Source organism: Burkholderia ubonensis (genome assembly GCF_001718695.1).
Classification (GTDB): domain Bacteria; phylum Pseudomonadota; class Gammaproteobacteria; order Burkholderiales; family Burkholderiaceae; genus Burkholderia; species Burkholderia ubonensis_B.
Window position 1 is genome coordinate 1,270,453 of record NZ_CP013422.1, and the last position, 20,917, is coordinate 1,291,369.

Annotated in this window: 19 protein-coding genes and 1 pseudogene; 13 read left to right on the forward strand and 7 right to left on the reverse strand. The window is 68.3% G+C overall.

Annotation, left to right across the window (positions count from 1 at the left end; all coding sequences use genetic code 11):
- Positions 1 to 25 precede the first annotated feature (25 nt).
- Entirely contained in the window at positions 26 to 310 is a 285-nt protein-coding gene (locus WJ35_RS25340) for a hypothetical protein (RefSeq protein ID WP_034195131.1), read from the reverse strand.
- Positions 311 to 381: 71 nt separating this feature from the next.
- The gene (locus WJ35_RS25345; RefSeq protein ID WP_069240277.1) at positions 382 to 1,257 is read right to left on the reverse strand and encodes a LysR family transcriptional regulator; all 876 of its coding nucleotides are present in this window, start codon (positions 1,255 to 1,257) and stop codon (positions 382 to 384) included.
- Positions 1,258 to 1,350: 93 nt separating this feature from the next.
- Between WJ35_RS25345 and WJ35_RS25350 the strand changes: the two genes are divergently transcribed.
- From WJ35_RS25350 to WJ35_RS25375, 6 genes are all read left to right on the forward strand, one after another.
- Positions 1,351 to 1,593, forward strand: coding sequence for a hypothetical protein (locus tag WJ35_RS25350; RefSeq protein ID WP_230459727.1), 243 nt, complete (start codon positions 1,351 to 1,353; stop codon positions 1,591 to 1,593).
- A gap of 179 nt (positions 1,594 to 1,772) precedes the next feature.
- Positions 1,773 to 2,864 (forward strand): serine hydrolase, encoded by a 1,092-nt coding sequence (locus WJ35_RS25355; RefSeq protein WP_069240279.1) that lies wholly within the window; start codon positions 1,773 to 1,775, stop codon positions 2,862 to 2,864.
- A 30-nt stretch (positions 2,865 to 2,894) separates the two neighbouring features.
- Entirely contained in the window at positions 2,895 to 3,131 is a 237-nt protein-coding gene (locus WJ35_RS25360; protein ID WP_046426382.1) for a DUF7661 family protein, read from the forward strand.
- Positions 3,132 to 3,246: 115 nt separating this feature from the next.
- A complete protein-coding gene (locus WJ35_RS25365) occupies positions 3,247 to 3,702 on the forward strand; it encodes a MarR family winged helix-turn-helix transcriptional regulator (protein ID WP_069240280.1) in 456 nt (151 codons plus the stop codon).
- Positions 3,703 to 3,772: 70 nt separating this feature from the next.
- Positions 3,773 to 4,336 (forward strand): isochorismatase family protein, encoded by a 564-nt coding sequence (locus WJ35_RS25370; protein WP_069240281.1) that lies wholly within the window; start codon positions 3,773 to 3,775, stop codon positions 4,334 to 4,336.
- Positions 4,333 to 5,772 (forward strand): DHA2 family efflux MFS transporter permease subunit, encoded by a 1,440-nt coding sequence (locus tag WJ35_RS25375; RefSeq protein ID WP_034195136.1) that lies wholly within the window; start codon positions 4,333 to 4,335, stop codon positions 5,770 to 5,772. Before WJ35_RS25370 ends, WJ35_RS25375 begins: the two co-directional genes overlap by 4 nt.
- A 76-nt stretch (positions 5,773 to 5,848) precedes the next feature.
- On the opposite strand, the pseudogene WJ35_RS25380 reads toward WJ35_RS25375, so the two are convergent.
- Positions 5,849 to 7,266: pseudogene (locus tag WJ35_RS25380) on the reverse strand (PLP-dependent aminotransferase family protein).
- A 162-nt stretch (positions 7,267 to 7,428) separates the two neighbouring features.
- Here WJ35_RS25380 and WJ35_RS25385 point away from each other — a divergent pair.
- The 4 genes from WJ35_RS25385 (at position 7,429) to WJ35_RS25400 (ending at position 12,927) form a co-directional block, all read left to right on the forward strand.
- On the forward strand, positions 7,429 to 9,759 hold the full coding sequence (locus WJ35_RS25385; RefSeq protein ID WP_069240282.1) for an FdhF/YdeP family oxidoreductase: 2,331 nt from the start codon (positions 7,429 to 7,431) through the stop codon (positions 9,757 to 9,759).
- A gap of 13 nt (positions 9,760 to 9,772) precedes the next feature.
- Positions 9,773 to 10,693, forward strand: coding sequence for a bestrophin family protein (locus WJ35_RS25390; protein ID WP_069240283.1), 921 nt, complete (start codon positions 9,773 to 9,775; stop codon positions 10,691 to 10,693).
- A gap of 197 nt (positions 10,694 to 10,890) precedes the next feature.
- Positions 10,891 to 11,220 (forward strand): sugar ABC transporter ATPase, encoded by a 330-nt coding sequence (locus tag WJ35_RS25395; protein ID WP_069240633.1) that lies wholly within the window; start codon positions 10,891 to 10,893, stop codon positions 11,218 to 11,220.
- Positions 11,221 to 11,328: 108 nt separating this feature from the next.
- Positions 11,329 to 12,927, forward strand: a complete 1,599-nt coding sequence (locus WJ35_RS25400) for an ABC transporter substrate-binding protein (RefSeq protein WP_060236611.1) — start codon at positions 11,329 to 11,331, stop codon at positions 12,925 to 12,927.
- A gap of 45 nt (positions 12,928 to 12,972) precedes the next feature.
- On the opposite strand, the gene WJ35_RS25405 is transcribed toward WJ35_RS25400, so the two are convergent.
- The 4 genes from WJ35_RS25405 to WJ35_RS25420 form a co-directional block, all read right to left on the reverse strand.
- On the reverse strand, positions 12,973 to 14,280 hold the full coding sequence (locus WJ35_RS25405; protein ID WP_060236613.1) for an Nramp family divalent metal transporter: 1,308 nt from the start codon (positions 14,278 to 14,280) through the stop codon (positions 12,973 to 12,975).
- A 75-nt stretch (positions 14,281 to 14,355) separates the two neighbouring features.
- Complete coding sequence (locus WJ35_RS25410; protein ID WP_069240284.1) at positions 14,356 to 15,612, reverse strand: oxalate decarboxylase family bicupin; 1,257 nt, start codon at positions 15,610 to 15,612, stop codon at positions 14,356 to 14,358.
- A 314-nt stretch (positions 15,613 to 15,926) separates the two neighbouring features.
- On the reverse strand, positions 15,927 to 17,261 hold the full coding sequence (locus WJ35_RS25415) for a type II toxin-antitoxin system HipA family toxin (protein WP_059568403.1): 1,335 nt from the start codon (positions 17,259 to 17,261) through the stop codon (positions 15,927 to 15,929).
- Between the two features lie 3 nt (positions 17,262 to 17,264).
- Positions 17,265 to 17,513: a helix-turn-helix domain-containing protein gene (locus tag WJ35_RS25420; protein ID WP_059453648.1), complete on the reverse strand. Its 249-nt coding sequence runs from the start codon at positions 17,511 to 17,513 to the stop codon at positions 17,265 to 17,267.
- A gap of 255 nt (positions 17,514 to 17,768) precedes the next feature.
- On the opposite strand from WJ35_RS25420, the gene sapR reads away from it, so the two are divergent.
- From sapR to WJ35_RS25435, 3 genes are all read left to right on the forward strand, one after another.
- Complete coding sequence (gene sapR / locus WJ35_RS25425; RefSeq protein WP_069240285.1) at positions 17,769 to 18,662, forward strand: sap1 transcriptional regulator SapR; 894 nt, start codon at positions 17,769 to 17,771, stop codon at positions 18,660 to 18,662.
- Between the two features lie 16 nt (positions 18,663 to 18,678).
- A complete protein-coding gene (ddpX, locus tag WJ35_RS25430) occupies positions 18,679 to 19,242 on the forward strand; it encodes a D-alanyl-D-alanine dipeptidase (protein WP_014724757.1) in 564 nt (187 codons plus the stop codon).
- A gap of 73 nt (positions 19,243 to 19,315) precedes the next feature.
- The gene (locus WJ35_RS25435; RefSeq protein ID WP_069240286.1) at positions 19,316 to 20,917 is read left to right on the forward strand and encodes an ABC transporter substrate-binding protein; all 1,602 of its coding nucleotides are present in this window, start codon (positions 19,316 to 19,318) and stop codon (positions 20,915 to 20,917) included.

Below are 20,917 nucleotides of genomic sequence, written 5' to 3' on the forward strand. Positions count from 1 at the left end.
GGGCCGCCTTCGGGCGGCCCGCTTTTTATCGCGCATCGTTCGCGCCGAACAGCTGCGCGGCGAGCACGCGGCCCTCGTCGGTCAACGCGGCGCGGCCGGTGCCGTCGTCGTTCAACGTCGTCGCGGTGATCCCGGCCGCGTCGAGCTGCGTCAGCACGCGACGCAGCATGCTCATCGGCAACTGCGCGCGCTTCGCGATCTTCGGCAGCGACCACGTACCGCCGGACGGCGCGTGCGCGGCCTCGTTCAGCGTCGCGAGCGTCGCCACGAGCGCGGGGTCCAGCGGGGAGTCGTCAGGTTCTGAAGTCATGGATCGAGATCGGTGCGCCGGTGCCGACCGGCATTCAGGCAGCAGGTGCGTGGCGGACGCGCTGCGTGCGCTCACGCGCCCTTCAACGCCGCGCGCATGAACGACACGAAGCGCGTGGTCACGGGATCGTCGCGGCCGGACAACCACGCCAGGCCGACGCGCCATTTCGCGTCGCGACCGGCGAGCGGCAGCACCGTCGCGTCGCGCAGCAGGTGCTGCGCGCGCGAAGGAATGAATGCGACTCCCACGCCCGCGGCGACCGACGTGAGCACCGACTGGACGTCTTCGGCCTGCTGCGTCACGTTCGGCACGAAGCCGCGTTCGATGCACCACCGGTCGACCTGCGCGGCGAGGCCGGCGCCGCGCGCACGCTGCAACGCGATGAAGCCGATTTCATTGAGCGCGTCGAGATCGGCCGGCACGCGCTTGAAGCCGAGATGCGGCGGCGCGGCGAGCGCGAGCGCCTCGTCGGTCACCCTGAACGAAGACAGGCCTTCGTCGGCCGGCAAGCGCAGGAAGCCGGCATCGAGCTTGCCGGAACGCAGCCGGCGCGCCTGCTCGGCGGACGACAGGTCGCTCAGCGTGATCGCGATGCCCGGATTGCACCGCCGGAATTCCGCGATCAGCTTCGGCACGAGCGTCAGCACGGACAGGCAGATGCCGAGCCGCAACTGCCCGCGCTGGCCGCTCGTGACCTCGCGCGCACGCGCGAGCATCTCGTCCGCGTCGCGCACGAGCGCCTGCGCATCCGACAGGAAGCGCTCGCCGAACGGCGTGAGCGCCGCACCGTGCCGCCCCCGTTCGAACAGCCTGCCGCCGAGGCTCGCTTCCAGCGCGCCGATCTGCTTGCTGAGCGCCGGCTGGCTCATGTGCAGCGCGTCCGCCGCGCGGCTGAAATGACGCAGCTCGGTCACCGTCAGGAACGTCCTGAGGAGTTTCAGTTCCATTCCGGAAAAGAATCGTATCGGTCAAAACATTCATTTTACTGATCGAATCCGATGGCGTTCAATACGCACATGCCCTTCCTTGAACATACCGCGATGACCTTCGATCCTGCGGCCGCATGCGCGGCCGATCATTCATCCGACACGGCGGTCGTCGGCGAATCCGCAGCAAAGCCCGACGCCGACGCGACAGCGAACGAGCGGCGCGCGGCGCGCGCGGGCGGCCGCGGCCGCCGCGTCCGCTTCGGCGACGTGCCCGACGACGCGCCGCCGCAACGCGTCACGGGTGCGATCGCGATCAGCTTCGCCGTCGTGTCGCGGCGACACTGGCCGCGCTGACGTCGCCGACGATTACCTCGCACGTTCCGCTCCGATCGGCCGCGACGCATCGCAGGAACCCTCACGAACCCGCATGCATCGATCGTCATCGCCCTGCGATCGACCGTATAATTTCCCGCTCCCGTCCACTGTCCACGTGTTTCGCGCTGCCGTCGCGCACGCGAGAAGGAGTACTTCGCTTGATCGGCCTCATCGCGCGCCTGCGCCGCGCCCGCACCCCTCTGATCATCGCGCTGTCGTTCGTGACGCTCGCGTTCGCGGCCAATGCGTCGGCCGCGAACGCGCATCGGACCGCGTCGACGCACGCGCATCCCAAAGTCGTCAAGAGCAAGGCCGCGCATCGCGCGCACAAGGCCATCAAGCACCGCCGGCCGCGCGTCACGCACCATCCGGTCAAGCATCACGCGGCGCCCGCGCCGCAGCATCGCCGCGCCAAAGGCACGCATCGCAAGCCCCGCACGAACGCGAACCGCCCGCGTCGCATCGAACCGCCACGCCTGCTCGCAAGCTGCGGCTACACGCCGCGCGCCGTGCGCACACTGCACTCGCGCGCCGCGTACGTCGTCGATGTCGACTCCGGCACGCCGCTGCTGGCCCGCAACGCGCGCACCGTGCGGCCGATCGCATCGATCTCGAAGCTGATGACGGCGGTCGTCGCCCGCGACGCGGACCGCCCGCTGGACGGCATGCTGCGCGTGAGCTCGCACGATCGCGACACGATCAAGTTCACGCATTCGCGGCTGTCGGTCGGCTCGACGCTGTCGCGCCGCGACATGTATCGCATCGCGCTGATGTCGTCGGAAAACCGCGCGGCGGCCGCGTTGAGCCGCGACTATCCGGGCGGGCGCCCCGCGTTCGTGGCCGCGATGAATCGCGAGGCGCGGCGGCTCGGCATGCGCCGCACCCGTTTCCGGGAGCCGACGGGCCTGTCGCCGCGCAACGTGTCGACCGCCGAGGAACTCGCGCTGCTCGTCGACGCCGCGGCGCGCGACCCGCTGATCCGGCGCTTCTCGACCGCGAAGTCGGGCACAGTCCATCCCGGCGACGGCAAGCTGCTCTACGTGAACTCCGATCCGCTGGTGCGCTACGGCCAGTGGCCGATCCAGCTGCAGAAAACCGGCTTCATCAACGAAGCGGGCCATGGCGTCGTGATGCGCGCGCTCGTGCGCGGCCGGCCGCAAACCATCGTGCTGCTCGGCTCGCCGACGCGCGCGGGCGTGTCCAGCGATGCGCTGAAAATCCATCGCTGGCTGAGCTGCTCGATTCAGTAAGCGCCGCTCTTCCGGCGCAGGAGCGATGCGATGGAGCATGAGTACCGGTTCAACGCGTTCGGCCGCCTGCTTGCCGTCGTCCGCACAGGCGACGGCTGGCGCGTGTTCGATCTCGGCGCCGACGGCAAGCGCAGGTCGGCCGGCCTGCAGATTCCGGCGACGCTCGCGGCAGATGAACTCGCCCAATATCTCGGTGACCTGCTCCACGAGCATGCATCGCCGAAGTACCCCGACGTCGTGCCCGTTGCGCCGCCCGCGGGCGGGTAGCGGCGCGTCTCGCCGATTCAAAGCCGCGACGCGACGCCCTCTCGTTTGCCTCAACTCGTAGCCGCATGCCGCCCCATATCGACAGTCAAACTTGCAAGTTAGCCTGTCGTGTTCTATGCTTGGCCGCATGAATCCGCCACGCACACCCGGCGTTACCGCCGAAACCGTCGTCGCCGACCTGACGCTGGCTGTCGGCCAGCTCATCCGCCGTTTGCGCTCCGAAATCGACTCCGAAGGGCTCGGCATGTCGCAGATCAGCGCGCTCGCGCGGCTCGATCAGAACGGGCCGATGACGACCGCCGAGCTTGCCCGCACCGAATCGATGAAGCCGCAGTCGATGAAGGCCATCCTCGCGAGCCTCGAGGAGGAAGGTCTCGTGTCGCGCAAGCCGCATCCGACCGACGGACGCCAGATCCTGTTCCAGCTGACCGCGGCCGGCCGCGAAGCGCGGCGCAAGCGCAACGCGGCGAAGCACGCGTGGCTCGGCGCCGCGATCGGCAAGCTCGAACCTGACGAAATGCGCACGCTCGCCGACGCGATCGCGCTGATCCGGCGTCTCGGCGAGCAATGACCGCCGCCCGCATGCCGCGCGGCCGTCGCGCGCATGCGTTCCATCGTCCCCTTCACGGAGCATCGACACCATGAGCACGACCCGGCTCGACCCGAACACGGCGCTCGTCGTCATCGATCTGCAAAAAGGCATCGTCGCGCTGCCGGCCTGCCATCCGAGCGCCACGGTGATCGCGCACGCGCGCGAACTGCTCGACGCGTTTCGCCGGCGCGGCCTGCCGGTCGTGCTCGTGAACGTGGCCGGCGGCGCGCCGGGCCGCACGCAACAACCGCCGCGCACCGCGGCGCTGCCACCCGACTGGACCGAACTGCTGCCCGAGCTCGACCGTCAGCCGGGCGACCATGTCGTGACGAAGCGGACCTGGGGCGCGTTTACCGGCACCGGTCTCGACGCGCACCTGAAGGCCGCCGGCGTGACGCAGGTCGTGGTGGCCGGCATCGCGACGAGCATCGGCGTCGAATCCACCGCCCGCCAGGCGTTCGAGCTCGGCTACAACGTGACGCTCGCCGTCGATGCGATGACGGACCTCAGCGCCGACGCGCACGCGAACAGCGTCGAACGGGTGTTTCCGCGCCTCGGCGAAACGGGTTCGACGCGCGACATCGTCGCGCTGCTCGCGCGCCGCGACGCGTGAGCGAGCGACACGCGCAGCCGGTGGAGAACCGCCCGGCCGCCCCGCTCGATCCGACGGTCTGGAAAGTCAGCGCGGTCGCGACGCTCGGCGCGCTGCTGTCGCAGCTCGACGCGACGATCGTCAACGTCTCGCTGTCGAGCCTCGCGACCGACCTGCACGCGAGCCTGTCGACGATCCAATGGGTGACGAGCGGCTACCTGCTCGCGCTCACGCTGGTGTTGCCGCTGAACGGCTGGCTGGTCGGGCGCATCGGCGCGAAGGCGCTGTACCTGTGGTGTTTCTCCGCGTTCATGTTGACGTCGGCGCTGTGCGGGCTCGCGTGGTCGGCGGCGTCGCTGATCGCGTTCCGCGTGCTGCAGGGCGTCAGCGGCGGGCTGCTCGCGCCGATGGCGCAAATGATGATCGCGCGCGCGGCCGGCCAGCAGATGGCGCGCGTGATCGGCTATGCGGCGGTGCCGGTTCTGCTCGCACCGCTCCTCGGCCCGGTCGTCGCCGGCGCGGTCCTGCAGCACGCCTCGTGGCGCTGGCTGTTTCTCGTGAACCTGCCGGTCGGCGTGCTCGCGCTCGGGCTCGCCGTCTGGTTGCTGCCCGCCGACCGCGACGAGACGCAGCGCCGCGCGCTCGACTGGGTCGGCCTCGCGCTGCTGTCGCCGGCGCTCGTGCTGTTCCTGTACGGCGCGCAGCGGATCGAAGCGGCGCCCGGCATCGCCGCCGTCGCGGCCGCGATGCTGCTGCTCGCCGCGTTCCTGCGTGTCGAGCGGCGCCTGCGCGAACGGGCGCTGATCGACGTCGCGCTGTTTCGCTCGCGCGTGTTCGGCGCGGCCGCCGCCACCCAGTTCCTGTCGAACGGCGCGGTCTACGCGGGCCAGATGTTGATTCCGGTGTTTCTGATCCAGGCGTGCGGCCGCTCGCCCGGCGAGATCGGTTGGCTGCTCGCACCGCTCGGGCTCGGCATGCTCGTCACCTATCCGTCGATGGGCGCGCTGACGAGCCGGTTCGGCGTGCGGCGGGTCGCCGCCGCCGGCGCGCTGCTCGCGCTGATCGCGACGCTGCCGTTCGCGTACCTCGCGTTGCACGGCTTCGATCGCGACGTGCTGATGCCCGCGCTGTTTCTGCGCGGGATGGGTCAGAGCGCGATCGGCACGCCGTCGATTTCCGCCGCGTATGCGTCGGTCGAACGGCGCAGCCTGCCGATGGCGACGACGTCGCTGAATATCGTGCAGCGCCTCGGCGGGCCGACCTTCACGACGCTCTGTACGCTGTTTCTCGCGTGGCGGCTGCACGTCGAGACGGCGACGAGCGGCTCGCCGAGCGTCGCGTACGCGTGGGCCTTCGGCCTGTTGTGCGCATTGCATGCGGCGAGCTTCGCGACGGCGCTGCGGCTGCCGCTGCGGGCAAGCGGTGCGGGCGAACGGCCGCCCGGCGGCACGCGCTGAGGTTCGACGCAGCGGCCGGCAACGGGCCGCCGCCCGCCATCGCGCGGCGCGGCACAGCGCGCGCTCATCCCGCCGCTCACCGCACCGCGCATTCGGCCGCAAGCCGCCCGAGCACCTTCAGCGCCTGCTCGATCTGCGCCGACCATGGATAGCTGTAGTTCAGGCGGATGAAGTGCCGGTAGTCGCCGCTGGTCGAGAACATGTGCCCGGGCCCGACGGTGATCCGCTGCGCGAGCGCCAGCTGGTACAGGCGCATCGCGTCGACCTGCGGCGGCAGCTCGACCCACAGCACGTAGCCGCCCTGCGGCTGCGACAGCCGCGTGCCTTCCGGAAAGAAGCGCCGCACCATCGCGCTCATCAGGTTCGCCTGCTGCGCGTACTGCTTGCGGATCCGCCTCAGGTGGAAGTCGTATCCGTCGTGCTTCAGGTATTCGGCGATCGCCAGCTGCTCGGTCACCGGCGTCGCGAGCGTGTTCAGGAATTTCAGCTTCTCGACCTGATCGCGATAGCGGCCCGGCATCGCCCAGCCGATCCGGTAGCCGGGCGACAGGCTCTTCGAGAACGACGCGCAGTGCAGCACGAGCCCGTCCCGGTCGAACGACTTCAGCGCGCTCGGCCGCGCATCGCCGTAGTACAGCTCCTGATAGACGTCGTTCTCGATCACCGGCACCCGGTGCTTCGCGAGCAGCTCGACGAGCGCGCGCTTGCGCGCGTCCGGCATCTGGAAGCCGAGCGGATTCTGGAAATTCGGCATCACCATGCACGCGGCGATCGGCTCACGTTCGAGTATCCGCGCCAGCGCGTCGATATCGATCCCGTCGCCCGGATGCGTCGCCACCTCGATCGCGCGCATCCCCATCCGCTCGATCGCGTGCAGCATCGCGTAGAAGGTCGGCGACTCCACCGCGATCGTGTCGCCCGGCTTCGCGACCGCCTGCAGGCACAGGTTGATCGCTTCCGTCGCGCCGATCGTCACGATGATCTCGTCACGCTCCACCGTGATCCCGCTCTCCAGATAGCGCCGCGCGATCTGCCGGATCAGCTCCTGGTTGCCGGGCGGCAGGTCGTCGATCACGCCCCAGCGCGTGCGCCGGCGCGCGATCGTCTGCGCGTGCCGCGCGAGCCGCTGCACCGGAAACTGCGCCGCGTCGGGATACGGCGAGCCGAGCGGCACCGCGTCGTCGCGCGCGATCGAGCGCAGCGTCGACAGCACGAGCCGGCTCACGTCGACCGACGACGGCGCGGCCGTCGGCGTGGACGCATGCAGCTCCGCGACGGCGGCCTGCGCGATGCGCGCACGAAATAGCCGGACTGCGGGCGGCTCTCGATCAACCCGCGGCTTTCGAGCACCAGGTACGCGCGCAGCACGGTCGTGATGCTGAGCCGGTGCTGGCGGCTCGCCTGCCGCACCGACGGAATCCGCTCGCCGGGCCGGTACACGCCGTCGTCGATCTGCGCCTCGAGATCGTCGGCGAGTCGTTCGTATCGCTTCACGCGCGCTCCTTTCAGCTTCCCTTCAACGATGCCGTCGCGGGCCCGAATGACTCGTACGGCCCGAATGGCCGCAACTGTACTCTTTTTTGATATGAGAAGGTGTACACACAGCGGTCACGGCGCCGCGCGTACCCTGCACGCACCAACCCCGACACACGCATCATGAAAAAGAAGCCCGCCAACGCACGCATCGAGCCGTACACCCATCCCGCCGCCGGCTGGGGTGCGCTGAAGGCCGTCACGATCAACCTGATCAAGGAAAAGGTCTCCGGCGGCAACTACCGCACGCTGTTCCGCCAGAACCAGCCGGACGGCTTCGACTGCCCCGGCTGCGCGTGGCCGGACCGCAAGCATGCGTCGACCTTCGAGTTCTGCGAGAACGGCGTGAAGGCCGTCGCGGCCGAGGCAACCGGCAAGCGCGTGACGCGGGCGTTCTTCGCCGCGCACACGGTCACCGAACTGCTCGAGCAGACCGACTACGCGCTCGAACAGCACGGGCGCCTCACCGAGCCGATGATCTACGACGCGCGCACCGACCGCTACGTGCCGGTCGCGTGGGACGACGCGTTCGAGCTGATCGCCCGTCATCTGCGCGCGCTGCCCGACCCGAACCAGGCCGCGTTCTACACGTCCGGCCGCGCGAGCAACGAGGCGGCGTTTCTGTATCAGCTGCTGGTGCGCCGCTACGGCACGAACAACTTCCCCGACTGCTCGAACATGTGCCACGAGGCGACGAGCCGGGGGCTGCCGCCGTCGGTCGGCGTCGGCAAGGGCACGGTTACGCTCGACGACTTCGAGCTGGCCGACACGCTGCTGATCTTCGGCCAGAACCCGGCGACGAACCATCCGCGGATGATGGGCGAGCTGCGCGAATGCGCGAAGCGCGGCGCGACGATCGTGTCGATCAACCCGCTGAAGGAGCGCGGCCTGGAGCGCTTCGCGGACCCGCAAAGCCCGCTCGAGATGCTGACGATGTCGGGCACCAACATCGCGTCGACGTTCATCCAGCCGACGATCGGCGGCGATTTCGCGCTGATCAAGGGCATCGCGAAGCGCGTGCTCGAACTCGACGACGACGCACGCAAGAACGGCGCGGCGCGCGTGCTCGACACCGCGTTCATCGCGGAGCACACGGCCGGCTTCGACACGTTCGCCGCCGACCTGCGCGCGGAAAGCTGGTCGGCGCTCACCGCCGAGAGCGGCGTGCCGTACGAGCAGATCGACGGCCTCGCGCAGCTTTACGCGCGCAGCGAACGCGTGATCGCGACGTGGGGGATGGGCCTCACGCAGCACAAGCATTCGGTCGCGACCGTGCAGATGCTGACGAACCTGATGCTGATGCGCGGCAACATCGGCCGCCCCGGCGCGGGCCTGTGCCCGGTGCGCGGCCATTCGAACGTGCAGGGCAACCGCACGGTCGGCATCGAGGAAAAGCCGTCGCAGGCGTTCCTCGACCGGCTCGGCGAGGTGTTCGATTTCGAGCCGCCGCGCCGGCACGGCTACGACGTCGTCGAGACGATCGAGGCGATGCTCGAAGGCCGCCTGAAGGTGTTCATCGGCCTCGGCGGCAACTTCGCGATGGCGACGCCCGACACGCCGCGCACGTGGGAAGGGCTGCGCCGCTGCGACCTGACCGTGCACATCACGACGAAGCTGAACCGCAGCCACCTGATCCACGGCCGCGACGCGCTGATCCTGCCGACGCTCGGCCGCACCGAGATCGACCTGCAGGACAACGTGCCGCAAGGCGTGACCGTCGAGGATTCGATGAGCATGGTGCACGTGTCGTACGGGATGAACAAGCCGGCGTCGCCGCACCTGATGTCGGAGACGGCGATCGTCGCGCACATCGGCCATGCGCTGTTCGGCAGCGGCAAGATCGACTGGCTCGCCTACAAGGACGACTACGCGAAGGTGCGCGACGCGATCGAGGCGACCCTCGACGACTTCTACGACTACAACGCGCGCATCGCGAAGCCCGGCGGCTTCCATCTGCGCGTCGCGTCGCGCGACCGCGAATGGCTGACGCCGACGGCCAAGGCGAACTTCATCGCGCACGCGCTGCCGTCCGACACGCCGATCCAGCGCGCCCGCGCGCTGCACGGCGCGCGCCTGATGACGCTGATGACGACCCGCTCCCACGACCAGTACAACACCACCGTGTACGGGCTCGACGACCGCTATCGCGGCGTGTTCGGCCAGCGCCGCGTCGTGTTCGTGAACCCGGACGATCTCGCGATGCTCGGCCTGAAGGCGGGCGAATGGGTCGACATGGAGACGGTGTGGCACGACGGCATCGAGCGGCGCGCCGACGGCTTCCTGCTCGTCGCCTACGATATTCCGCGCGGCTGCATCGGCGCGTATTACCCGGAGACGAACCCGCTCGTGCCGCTCGACAGCGTCGGCGACGTCTGCAACACGCCGACGTCGAAATCGCTGCCGGTGCTGCTGCATCGCGCCGCCGCGCCGACGGCGCAGCAGGCCGCCGCCTGAAGGAGAACCACCGATGATCGTCCGCCCCCGCGAGCACTGGCTGCGGATGCTGTTCGTGTGGAACGGCTCGGTGCTGCAGACGATCCTGCCGCAGCTCGCGCTGACGCTGGCGGTCAGCATCGTCGCGCTGTGGACCGGCGGGCGCGTGATGGGCGAGAAGGTGCCGCTGAACCCGACGCCGTTCACGCTGATCGGCCTCACGCTGGCGATCTTCGCCGCGTTCCGCAACAACGCGAGCTACGACCGCTATCGCGAGGCGCGCCATCTGTGGGGCGGCGTGCTGACCGCCGCGCGCACGCTGGCGTCGCAGACGCTCTGCTACGGCGCGATCGGCGACGACGCGGGCGCGCGCCACGCGTTCGTGCGCAAGGTCGTCGCGTTCGTGTACGCGCTCAAGCATCAGCTGCGCGGCACCGATCCGGCCGCCGACCTGCGCGCGCGCCTCGACGACGAAGCCTGCGCGCGCATCGCCGCCGCGCGCTTCGGGCCGGTCGCGCTCGTGCATGAACTGCGCGGCGCGTTCGCCGCGCGGGCGGACGCGGGCAAGCTCGCCGAGACGCGGCTGTGGATGCTCGACGCGCGGCTCGACGAGCTGGTCGCGATGGTGAGCGGCTGCGAGCGCATCGCGTCGACGCCGATCCCGTTCTCGTACGACGTGCTGCTGCACCGGACCATCTATGCGTATTGCGTGCTGCTGCCGTTCGGCCTCGTCGATTCGATCGGCGCCGCCACGCCGTTCGTCACGGTGTTCGTCGCGTACACGCTGATTGCGCTCGACGCGATCGCCCATGCGATCGCCGAGCCGTTCGGCGCCGGCCCGAACCATCTCGCGCTCGATGCGATCGCGCGCACGATCGAGCGCTCGTTGCTCGAGCTGAATCAGGAGCCGCTGCCGGACGAGCTGACGCCAGGGCCGTCGTATCGGCTCACGTGATGCGGCCGCGCCGGTTGTATCGAATCGTTTCAGCAGTCAACTCGCGTCGTATGCCGCAGGTATACTCCGACGTCAATCCAGCCGCCTGCCGTGTCGACCGTCACCGTCGGCGCGATGCCGGCGGTTTCGTCGCGAAGCCGCCCGTTTCGCGTCCCCCGCTCGCCGGCCCCGACACGACCTGCACGACGATCCCGACCATGAAACGATTCCTGCTGCTCCTCCCCACCGTTGCCGTGCTCGCCGCCTGCGGTTCCGCGCCGACGTCCGATTCGTCCGGCTCGGCGCCGATGATCTACGTGTCGTCGCAGCGCCCCGCCGACGCGATCGCCAACTGCCTCGACAGCCGGCTGTCGGACGTGCAGCGCTCGCACCACGGCGGCGTGACCGACATCACGGTCGGCTCGCGCTCGTACTTCGTCACGCTCACGCCGTCCGGCTCCGGCTCGGTCATCAAGGTCGTGCGCGGCACCGCGAGCGAGCCGCCCGAGGAAGCGATGCGCTTCGCGATCGCGCGCTGCGCGATCTGATCCGGCGCGCCCCGCGCGCGATCGCCCGATCCGCGCGCGCCGAATATTTTTACCCGGGCGTCCGTCGATGAGAGAATCGCACCACGATCTCTTTCCGATGGAGCCCGCATGAAGCATCTGCTGTCCAGGCTGTTCGTCAGCACCACGCTCGCCGCATTCACTGCGCTCGCGCCGATGGCGCCGGCCCACGCGGCGACGCCGCCCGGCATCTTCGTCGTCGCGACGCAGCTCGCCGAGTTCACGACGCTCGACCCGAGCGTGATCTACGAGCTCGTGCCGTCCGAGTATGCCGCGAACACCTACGAACGGCTCGTGCGCGTCGACCTGAAGGACCCGACGCGCTTCGACGGGCAGATCGCGCAATCGTGGAGCGTCGGCGCGGACGGCGTCACCTACACGTTCAAGCTGCGCCCCGGCCTCACGTTCCATTCCGGCAATCCGCTGACCGCCGACGACGTCGCGTGGTCGCTGCAGCGCACCGTGCTGCTCGACAAGGGCCCGGCCGGCGTGCTCGGCGATCTCGGCCTCACGAAGGCGAACGTCGCGCAGAAGGTTCGCGCGCTCGATCCGCAGACCGTCGTGCTCGAAACCGACCGCAAGTACGCGCCGAGCTTCGTGCTCAACGTGCTGAGCGCGTGCCCGGCTTCGGTGTTCGACCGGAAACTGCTGCTGTCGCACCAGCAGGGCAACGATCTCGGCAGCGGCTGGCTGCGCACCAACGACGCCGGCTCCGGCCCGTACAAGCTCGTCAAGTGGACGCCGAACGAGAGCATCGTGCTGCAGCGCTTCGACGCGTACCGCACGCCGTACCCGATGCAGCGCGTCGTGCTGCGCCATGTGCCCGAGGCGTCCGCGCAGCGCCTGCTGCTCGAGAACGGCGACGCCGACGCGGCGCGCAACCTGAGCCCCGACAGCCTCGCCGCGCTGTCGAAGGCCGGCAAGATCAAGGTCGCCGCGTGGCCGGTGTCCGCGCTGATGTACCTGAGCCTGAACACGAAGAACCCGAACCTCGCGAAGCCCGAGGTGCAGGAAGCGATGAAGTGGCTCGTCGACTACGACGGCATCCAGCGCAACATCGTCAGCGCCAGCTACAAGGTTCACCAGACGTTCCTGCCGGAAGGCTTTCTCGGCGCGTCGAACGCGCGCCCGTACAGGCAGGACGTCGCGAAGGCGAAGGCGCTGCTCGCGAAGGCCGGGCTGCCGAACGGCTTCACGGTGTCGATGGACATGCCGAACGACTACCCGTTCCTGGAGATCACGCAGGCGCTGCAGGCGAACTTCGCGCTGGCCGGCATCCAGGTGAAGCTGATTCCGGGCGACGCGAAGCAGGCGATCGGCAAGTATCGCGCGCGCCAGCACGACATCTTCATCGGCGAATGGTCGCCGGACTACATGGACCCGAACAGCAACGCGCGCGGCTTCGCGTGGAATCCCGACAATTCGGACCAGTCGACGACCAAGCTGCTCGCGTGGCGCAACAGCTGGGACATCCCGCAGCTGACGAAGGACACCGAGGCCGCGCTGGCCGAGCCGTCGCCCGCGAAGCGCGCGCAGCGCTACGAGGCGCTGCAGAAGGCGGTGCTCGCGCGCTCGCCGTTCATCGTCATGTTCGAGAAGGTCGTGCAGGTCGCGACGCGGCCGGGCGTCACCGGCCCGGAAATCGGGCCGATCAACGATCTCGTGTCGTACCGGACGCTGAAGAAGTAAGGCCCCTCGCCCGCGCGCCCGGCGACGCCGGCGCGCGCGGTGCGCTCAATTGAGCGCCGCCCACGCCAGATACGCATTCAGCGCGACGATCACGACCGTCGCCGCGCCCGCCGCGATCCGCAGAGGCGCACGCATCGCGTGCGCGCCCATCACGTCGCCGCGCGCGGACAGCATCAGCAGCGCGATCATCGGCATCGGCAGCACGAAGCTCAGCACGACCTGGCTCAGCACCATCGCGTGCGTGACGTCGCACCCCAGCGCGACCACGACGAACGCCGGCGCGACCGTCACCGCGCGCCGCACCCACACCGGCATCCGGCGTCGAATGAAGCCCTGCATCACGACCTGCCCCGCCATCGTCCCGACGACCGAGCTCGACACGCCCGACGTCATCAGCGCGACGAGGAACAACGCGCCTGCCGCCGGCCCGAGCACCGGAATCAGCGTGTGATACGCGTCGCCGATGTCGGTCATGCCAGGCGCGCTCCGATGGAACGCCGACGCCGCCATCATCACCATCGCGAGGTTCACGACGCCCGCCAGGCCGAGCGCTGCGACCACCTCGCGATTCGAGAAGCGCACGAGCCGGCGGCGCTCGGCGTCGTTGCGCGGCGCGGTGCGGCCCTGCGTCAGCCCGGAATGCAGGTACAGCGTGTGCGGCATGATCGTCGCGCCGATGATGCCGACCGCGATCGTCAGCGCCGCGTGATCCGGAAGCTGCGGCACGACGAGATGGAAGGCCGCCGCCGGCCAATCCTGCGGCGCGATCAGCAGCTCGCCCAGATAGCAGGCGCCGATCACGCCGACGAGCGTCGCGATCGCGGCTTCCAGAGGCCGGAACCCGCGCTTCTCCAGCGCGAGGATCGCGCAGGTCGCGAACCCGGTCGCGACCATCCCCGCGAGCAGCGACAGATGGCACAGCAGCCCGAACGCGAGCGCGCCGCCGAGGAATTCGGCGAGATCGGTCGCCATCGCGGCAACTTCCGACGCGATCCACATCCCCCATACGACCGGCGCCGGAAAGTGCTCGCGGCACAGCTCGGCGAGATTGCGCCCGGTCACGATGCCGAGCTTCGCCGACATCGCCTGGAACAGCATCGCGATCGCGTTCGCGGCCAGCACGACCCACAGCAGCCGGTAGCCGTACGCGGCGCCCGCCTGGATGTTGGTCGCGAAGTTGCCGGGGTCCATGTAGCCGATCGATGCGATCACGGCGGGACCGACGAACGGCAGCAGCGCGGCGGCGCCGGTGCGGCGCCCTTCCAGGGCGGCGCGCGCCGCGTGCTCGGTCCGTTCGGTGGACAGGCCCGGCAGCGCGAGGCTGCCGGCGGGTTTGCTCGAAATGGGAAGCATGGTCGGGTTCGGTTCGAAAGAAGGAGGCGGAGGATGGCGAAGGCGACCGGCGCGCCGCTTGCCGGCCGCACCGGCTTACACGGGCACGACGTCCGGGCGGTTGCGCGGAATCTGCGCGATCACGTCGGGCGCGAGATTCAGGTGCGCCTCGACGAGCTGCGGCGGCGTATGCGCGAGCCAGTCGGACAGCGACACTTCCGCGTAGCGCTCGGACTTGAAGATCTCCAGGAACACGAGATCGGTGTTGCCCGTGTTCTGCACGTAATGCCCGAGGCTCTTCTTCACGTAGCCGACGTCGCCCGCGCGGAAATCGGCGGTCTGCGCCTTCGGGCCCGTGTCGAACACGGTCATGCGCGCGTCGCCCTGGATGTAGTACTGCCACTCGTCCGCGTTCGGGTGCCAGTGCAGCTCGCGCATCCCGCCCGGATGCACGGTGACGAGCGCCGCCGAGACGGTCTTCGATACGTTGAAGTTGCTGCTGTCCGCGATCCGCACTTCGCCGCCGCGCGTCTTCACGACGGGCTTCAGGTCGCCGAGCGAGAAGATGAACGGCTGCGGCGGCGCGCCGCGCGACGACGCGGCCGCGCGCTGCGCCTGCGCGAGCGGGCCCGGATCGTCGCCCTGGAAGATCCACAGGTTGTCGAGCGGAATGTTCCGGAACGCGTCGGCCGGCACGCCGAAGTTGCGCGCGAGCACGTCGGGCGGCGTATGCGCGATCCAGTCGGTCAGCAGCAGCGTGTTGAATTCGGACGCGCGGCCGTTATCGAACGCGAGCAGGAATTCCGCGCCGTCGCTTCCGAGCCCCTGCAGCGAATGCGGCAGGCCGGGCGGGAAATACCACAGGTCGCCCGTCTTCACGTCCTGCACCGACGGCCGCCCCTGTTCGTCGAGCACGGTGATCCGGCAGCGGCCGTCGAGCATGAACGCCCATTCGGCCTGCTGATGCCAGTGCATCTCGCGAATGCCGCCGCGCGTCAGCCGCATATTGACGCCTGAAATGGTTTCCGAAATCGCGAAATCGTCCTGCGTGACTTCGCGTGCCCAGCCGCCGTTCTGAATGCGCTTGTGCGCATTATTGAACGACGCCCAGAATAACGGCATGCCGTTGATATCGGTCGCGGGCGGATCCTGAAACGACGGAAATTGATTCGCCAATGCCGGATTCTTCGGCCCCGGATCGGTCAGGCTCTGGCGATTGCGCGCATTGACCGCGCCTTCCGGCGGGCTGTCCGGATTGCCGAACGAGGCGGCCTTCGCCGTTACCGCAATGCCCGCGGCGGCAATTGCGCCGACCGTACTCGTCAACATTCTGCGTCGGGACAGATTCGTCATGATTTCCTCTTCATTTTTACATTCGAGAGAATTCCCATTACGGAATACCGGCCGTTTTCGAATCATCGAAAATCGAACATCCCGTGACGCAAGTTAAATCCATATTCATCTAAAAATTAAATGAATTATTAAGCTTAATTAATGAATAAAACTGATCGACTTTAATTTTGTAATTATTGCGATGCAGCAGCCGATGAATGTCGAGGAGAAGATAGCGGGATGCGCGCCGCGCGATGGCGGCTCGATGCCATCGACGGGAACGCGAAAGTGCGAATGCGCCGGCTTTCAGCTGCCGAGTCCGGACGGCGGCCGGGTCACTCCCGCGGCAGGTCGGCAAGTCGTTGCGCAGCGAAGCGCAATCCGCCGAGGATGCGTTCGGCGATCCGCGCCGGAAACCCGGCCGGCAGCGCCGCGCCGACCGATTCGATCACGTGCGGCGTCATCGCTACGAGTCGTTCGACGATCGGCGTGGCGATATCGCCGAGCAGGCAATACTCCGCCATCGCAGTGAAGTGCCGACGCGTGATGTCGCGCATCGCGTAGTGCTTGCGCTTGCCGTGCACGGCCATCGCGAGCTTCGCCTTGTGCCACGACCACTGGTTCGCGCCGTCCCCCTCGACCGGCCAGATCGACATCACGTCGTAGAGCGGCGTCAGCCGGAAGCGGCCGCCCGGCAGCAGGCGCAGGCTGAAGTTCTTTGCATGCCCGTCCGGCGCGGCGAGCATCCAGAACACCACCAGCGCGGTAAACAGCGTGTCGAGGTCGGCCTGCGCCGTTTCCGACCGGCGCAGGATGCCGGCCAGATCGGGCACGCCGGGGCCGCCCTGCGATTCGTATTTCAGATGCGGCGGCACGCCGAGCGCCTGGCAAAAATCCTCTTGCGGCAAGCGCAACAGCCATCCGCCGTCACGATGCAGCGCGCGATCGAAGCGCGCGACCGACAGCACCTTGTGTGCGCCGAAACGCAGGATGTCGGCATGCGCCGTCGGCAGGCCGAACGCGCGCAGGATCGCAAGGCACAGCCACTCGTTTTCGACGGATGTCGTCAGATCCGCACGCTTGTTGCCGACCAGCCCGAGCGGCAACTTGAGGATATGCGTGGTCGGCGTCGAGCCATGCGGGCGCATCCAGCGCCCGTCGTGAAACAGCAGCGCGGTCTTTTCCTGCGCGCCGGCCAGCGACAGGCGGAAGTCGTCGTCGTCCTGCGCACCGCCCGCCGCCCCGCTCGCCTGATCGAGCACGCGCACCACGTCGTCGTCGGACAACGGCGTACCGTCGATCCGGTCATGGCCGCTCGGCGTTTCATCCTCGCCGAGCAACTGCACCGCGCCGACGCAGTCCCGGCCGAGTGCGGCGAGCAGATCGAAGGGCTCGGTCGTCGCCGTGCCGAACCGCGACGCAAGCCGGCGCCGAATCGCGTCGCTGTCGGGCAGCAGATTGTCGAAATAGTGATTCACGCGTTCGCCGCGCAATGGCGCAGCGCCGATGCCGAACGGCAGCGACAGCGACAGCGGGCGGCCGGCATCCGACTGTTTCCAGCCGGCGTCGTACAGCAGTTCCATGTCGCCGCGCGCGGGAATCCGCCAGATTCCGACCCGCACGCCGTTGGCCCAGATCGATAGCGCGCGGCTGCGCGATTTGCGTCCCATCGATTACCACTCGACGTCGGCAGCGTCGCGCCCGTCCTTCGTGCGGATGCTGAGCTCGAGACCGTACAGCGCGGTCAGTTCGAGCAACTGCTTGAGCGACAGGCTTTCGGTGCGGATCGTTTCCAGCGACGACAGGCGCGATTGGCCGACGCCGATGCGTGCCGCCGCCTCGGCTTGCGTCAGCCCCTTGGCCTGACGCGCGGACGACAGGATTTCGCCCAGTTGAGCAGCGGTATTGACGATCAGATTCACGGCGGGCGTCCTCGATGCAATCGTTGCAGTATATCTCTGACAGGCATAAACGCAAATTATCTCTGATAGACATAAACACACAATATCCCTGTCAGGAATATTTTCACCGTACAGCGCGTTGCTGCCAGCCGTTGCGCGTACGCCAAATCCCTATCGCCAATCGTCATCCCATAGTTTTTATTCGCTGGCGCCGATGATTTTGGCTTTGTCAGATAGATGACACCGAATCGTCAAATGACAACGATCTAACAGCCGATGACCTGCACGTTCGCCCACACCGTCGAAGCGCACTTTGCCGAGCTGACGCCGACCGCGAAACGCATCGCCAGCTACATGCTCGCGAACCTCGACCGGCTCGGCCTCGAAACCGCCGACCAGATCGCGCAGCAGACCGGCACCAGCGGCATCTCGGTCGGGCGCTTCCTGCGCAGCATCGGCTACCGGAACCTCGACGACCTGAAACGCGAACTGCGCGGCGGCGGCAACGATCGCCCATGGATGATCACCGACCGCCTCGACGAGTACCGCCGCGCCGCCGCCGCGCCTACGACGACCGCCGACGCGCGCGACGGCGATCACAGCGGCAGCCCGCTCGCCGCGTCGCTCGAGCGCGAGCTCGACGCGATCCGCCACGTGTACCGGCTTGCCGAAGAACCGGTGTTCGCGCAGGTCGCGAACCGCATCGCCGATGCCGATGCCGTATTCATCCTCGGCATCCAGTCGACGCGCGGCATCAGCAACGCATTCAGCAGCTACCTCGAGTACCTGCGCCCGCGCGTGTTCTATTCCGACGGCCAGTCGGGCTCGTACGTCGATTCGCTGAACTCCGAATTCGAGCGGCCGTACTGCATCGTCACCGACACGCGCGCGTATTCGCGCAGCGCGCGCCGCTATTGCCAGGCAGCCGCCGAGCGCGGCCAGCCGTTCGCGCTGGTCACCGACCTGTATTGCCCGTGGGCGCGCGAATGGCCGGCCGACCTGCTGCAGGTGAAGACCGACGTCGGCCAGTTCTGGGATTCGCTCGCGCCGCTCACCTGCCTGTTCAACCTGCTGATCACCGCGGTGGTCGATCGCCTCGGTCCGGCGATCGACCGGCGCGTCGCGCGCAACCGCGAGTTGCAGCGCACGTTCGACCAATTCGAATCCTGAGCAAACCGGACCGCCGATGAACCCTCACCGCCTCGTCGAAATCACCCCCGCCACGCATCGCGTCGAGATCGATCTCGTCTACGCGAGCGCGCGCAACCTGACCGGCAAGCCGATCTACCGCCACACGCACTGCCTGCTGCTCGAACCGGCGGAAGCCGCGCTGCGTCGCGCGATCGACGTCGCCGCGCAGGCCGGCTTCACGCTGCGCATCTACGACGCGTATCGGCCGCCGCAGGCGCAGCAGGTGTTGTGGGATTTCCTGCCCGATCCGAACTTCGTCGCCGACCTCGGCCGCGGCTCGAACCACAGCCGCGGCACCGCGCTCGACCTGACGCTGGTCGGCGCGGACGGCGCGCCGCTCGACATGGGCACCGGCTTCGACGAGATGGTGGCCGCGTCGGGCCACTTCCATGCGGGGCTGCCCGAGCACGTGCAGCGTAACCGGCTGCTGCTGCTCGGCGTGATGCACGCGGCCGGCTTCGCGCATATCGACAGCGAGTGGTGGCATTACGAATTGCCCGGCTCACGCGCGTTGCCGCAGATCGACAACGCCGCGAGCGGCCCGTGGCAACTGATGTAGCGGCGAGGCACGCCGCCGTTTCGATGCACGTGCAACGACTTCAACGACTTCAACGAAAGATGGAGAAGCGCCCATGAAACTCCCGATCTCCCGGCTCGTCGCGGCGCTCGCCGCCGCGTCCGTCCTCGCCGCCGCCCCGCTGTCCGCCGCACGCGCGGCAACCCCGAAGGACCTGTTCGTGATGGCCACGCTGCTGGACGAATTCACGACGCTCGATCCGGGCGAGATCTACGAGCTGGTGCCGGAGGAATACGTCGCGAACACCTACGACCGCCTGGTCCGCGTCGACCTGCGTGATCCGTCGAAATTCAACGGCGACGTCGCGCAGTCGTGGACCGTGAGCCCGGACGGGCTGACCTTCACGTTCCGGCTGCGCCCGGGCCTCAGGTTCCATTCGGGCAACCCGCTGACGGCCGACGACGTCGCGTGGTCGATCCAGCGCACGGTGCTGCTCGACAAGGGCGCGGCCGCGGTGCTCGCCGGCATCGGCCTCACGAAGGCGAACGTGGTCGCGAACGTGAAGAAGCTGGACGACCTGACCGTGTCGGTCACGACCGACCGCAAATACGCGCCGACCTTCGTGCTGAACGTGCTCGGCGCGTGGCCCGCGTCGGTGGTCGACAAGACGCTGCTGCTGTCGCACCAGCAGGGCAACGACTTCGGCAACGGCTGGCTGAAGACCAACGAAGCCGGCTCCGGCGCCTACAAGCTTGCCAAGTGGACGGCCGGCGACAGCCTCGTGCTGCAGCGCTACGACGGCTACCGGCTGCCGCTCGCGATGAAGCGCATCGTGCTGCGCCACGTGCCCGAAGCGGCCAGCCAGCGCCTGCTGCTCGAAAACGGCGACGTCGACGCGGCGCGCGACCTGAGCCCCGACGACCTCGCGGCGGTCGCGAAATCCGGCAGCGCGAAGGTCGCGCCGTCGCCGCAGGCGACGCTGCTGTATCTCGGCCTGAACACGAAGAACCCGACGCTCGCGAAGCCCGACGTGCAGGAAGCGCTGAAATGGCTCGTCGACTACGCGGGCATCCAGGGCCATGTCGTGAAGACGACCTACAAGGTGCACCAGACCTTCATGCCGGACGGCTTCATCGGCACGCTCGACGCGAACCCGTACCGGCTCGACGTCGCGAAGGCGAAGGCGCTGCTCGCGAAGGCCGGCGTGCCGAACGGCTTCTCGATCACGATGGACGTGCGCAACGACTATCCGTACACCGAGATCGCGCAGGCCATCCAGGCGAATTTCGCGCAGGCGGGCGTCAAGGTGCAATTGATTCCGGGCGACAACAAGCAGACGCTCGCGAAATACCGGGCGCGCCAGCACGACATCTACATCGGCGAATGGTCGGCCGACTACATCGATCCGCACAGCAACGCGCAGGGTTTCGCGTGGAATCCCGACAATTCCGACAGGTCGAGCTATAAAATGCTGGCCTGGCGCAACGGCTGGGACATTCCGCAGCTCACGAAGGACACCGACGCCGCGCTGGCCGAGCCGTCCGCCGCGAAACGCGCGCAGCGCTACCAGGCGATGCAGAAGGACCTGCTCGCGCGCGCGCCGTTCGTGATCCTGTTCGAGAAGGTCGCGCAGGTCGCGACGCGGCCCGGCGTCAGCGGGCTCGAGGTCGGGCCGATCAACGATCTCGTGTCGTACCGCAACTTGAAGAAGCAATAA

Coding starts and splice junctions, on each gene's coding strand:
- WJ35_RS25400 (WP_060236611.1), top strand. CDS start 11,329: ATGAAGCATCTGCTGTCCAGGCTGTTCGTCAGCACCACGCTCGCCGCA.
- sapR (WP_069240285.1), top strand. CDS start 17,769: ATGACCTGCACGTTCGCCCACACCGTCGAAGCGCACTTTGCCGAGCTG.
- WJ35_RS25365 (WP_069240280.1), top strand. CDS start 3,247: ATGCTTGGCCGCATGAATCCGCCACGCACACCCGGCGTTACCGCCGAA.
- WJ35_RS25390 (WP_069240283.1), top strand. CDS start 9,773: ATGATCGTCCGCCCCCGCGAGCACTGGCTGCGGATGCTGTTCGTGTGG.
- WJ35_RS25350 (WP_230459727.1), top strand. CDS start 1,351: ATGACCTTCGATCCTGCGGCCGCATGCGCGGCCGATCATTCATCCGAC.
- WJ35_RS25345 (WP_069240277.1), bottom strand. CDS start 1,257: ATGGAACTGAAACTCCTCAGGACGTTCCTGACGGTGACCGAGCTGCGT.
- WJ35_RS25405 (WP_060236613.1), bottom strand. CDS start 14,280: ATGCTTCCCATTTCGAGCAAACCCGCCGGCAGCCTCGCGCTGCCGGGC.
- WJ35_RS25340 (WP_034195131.1), bottom strand. CDS start 310: ATGACTTCAGAACCTGACGACTCCCCGCTGGACCCCGCGCTCGTGGCG.
- WJ35_RS25410 (WP_069240284.1), bottom strand. CDS start 15,612: ATGACGAATCTGTCCCGACGCAGAATGTTGACGAGTACGGTCGGCGCA.
- WJ35_RS25370 (WP_069240281.1), top strand. CDS start 3,773: ATGAGCACGACCCGGCTCGACCCGAACACGGCGCTCGTCGTCATCGAT.
- WJ35_RS25385 (WP_069240282.1), top strand. CDS start 7,429: ATGAAAAAGAAGCCCGCCAACGCACGCATCGAGCCGTACACCCATCCC.
- WJ35_RS25395 (WP_069240633.1), top strand. CDS start 10,891: ATGAAACGATTCCTGCTGCTCCTCCCCACCGTTGCCGTGCTCGCCGCC.
- WJ35_RS25360 (WP_046426382.1), top strand. CDS start 2,895: ATGGAGCATGAGTACCGGTTCAACGCGTTCGGCCGCCTGCTTGCCGTC.
- WJ35_RS25415 (WP_059568403.1), bottom strand. CDS start 17,261: ATGGGACGCAAATCGCGCAGCCGCGCGCTATCGATCTGGGCCAACGGC.
- WJ35_RS25435 (WP_069240286.1), top strand. CDS start 19,316: ATGAAACTCCCGATCTCCCGGCTCGTCGCGGCGCTCGCCGCCGCGTCC.
- ddpX (WP_014724757.1), top strand. CDS start 18,679: ATGAACCCTCACCGCCTCGTCGAAATCACCCCCGCCACGCATCGCGTC.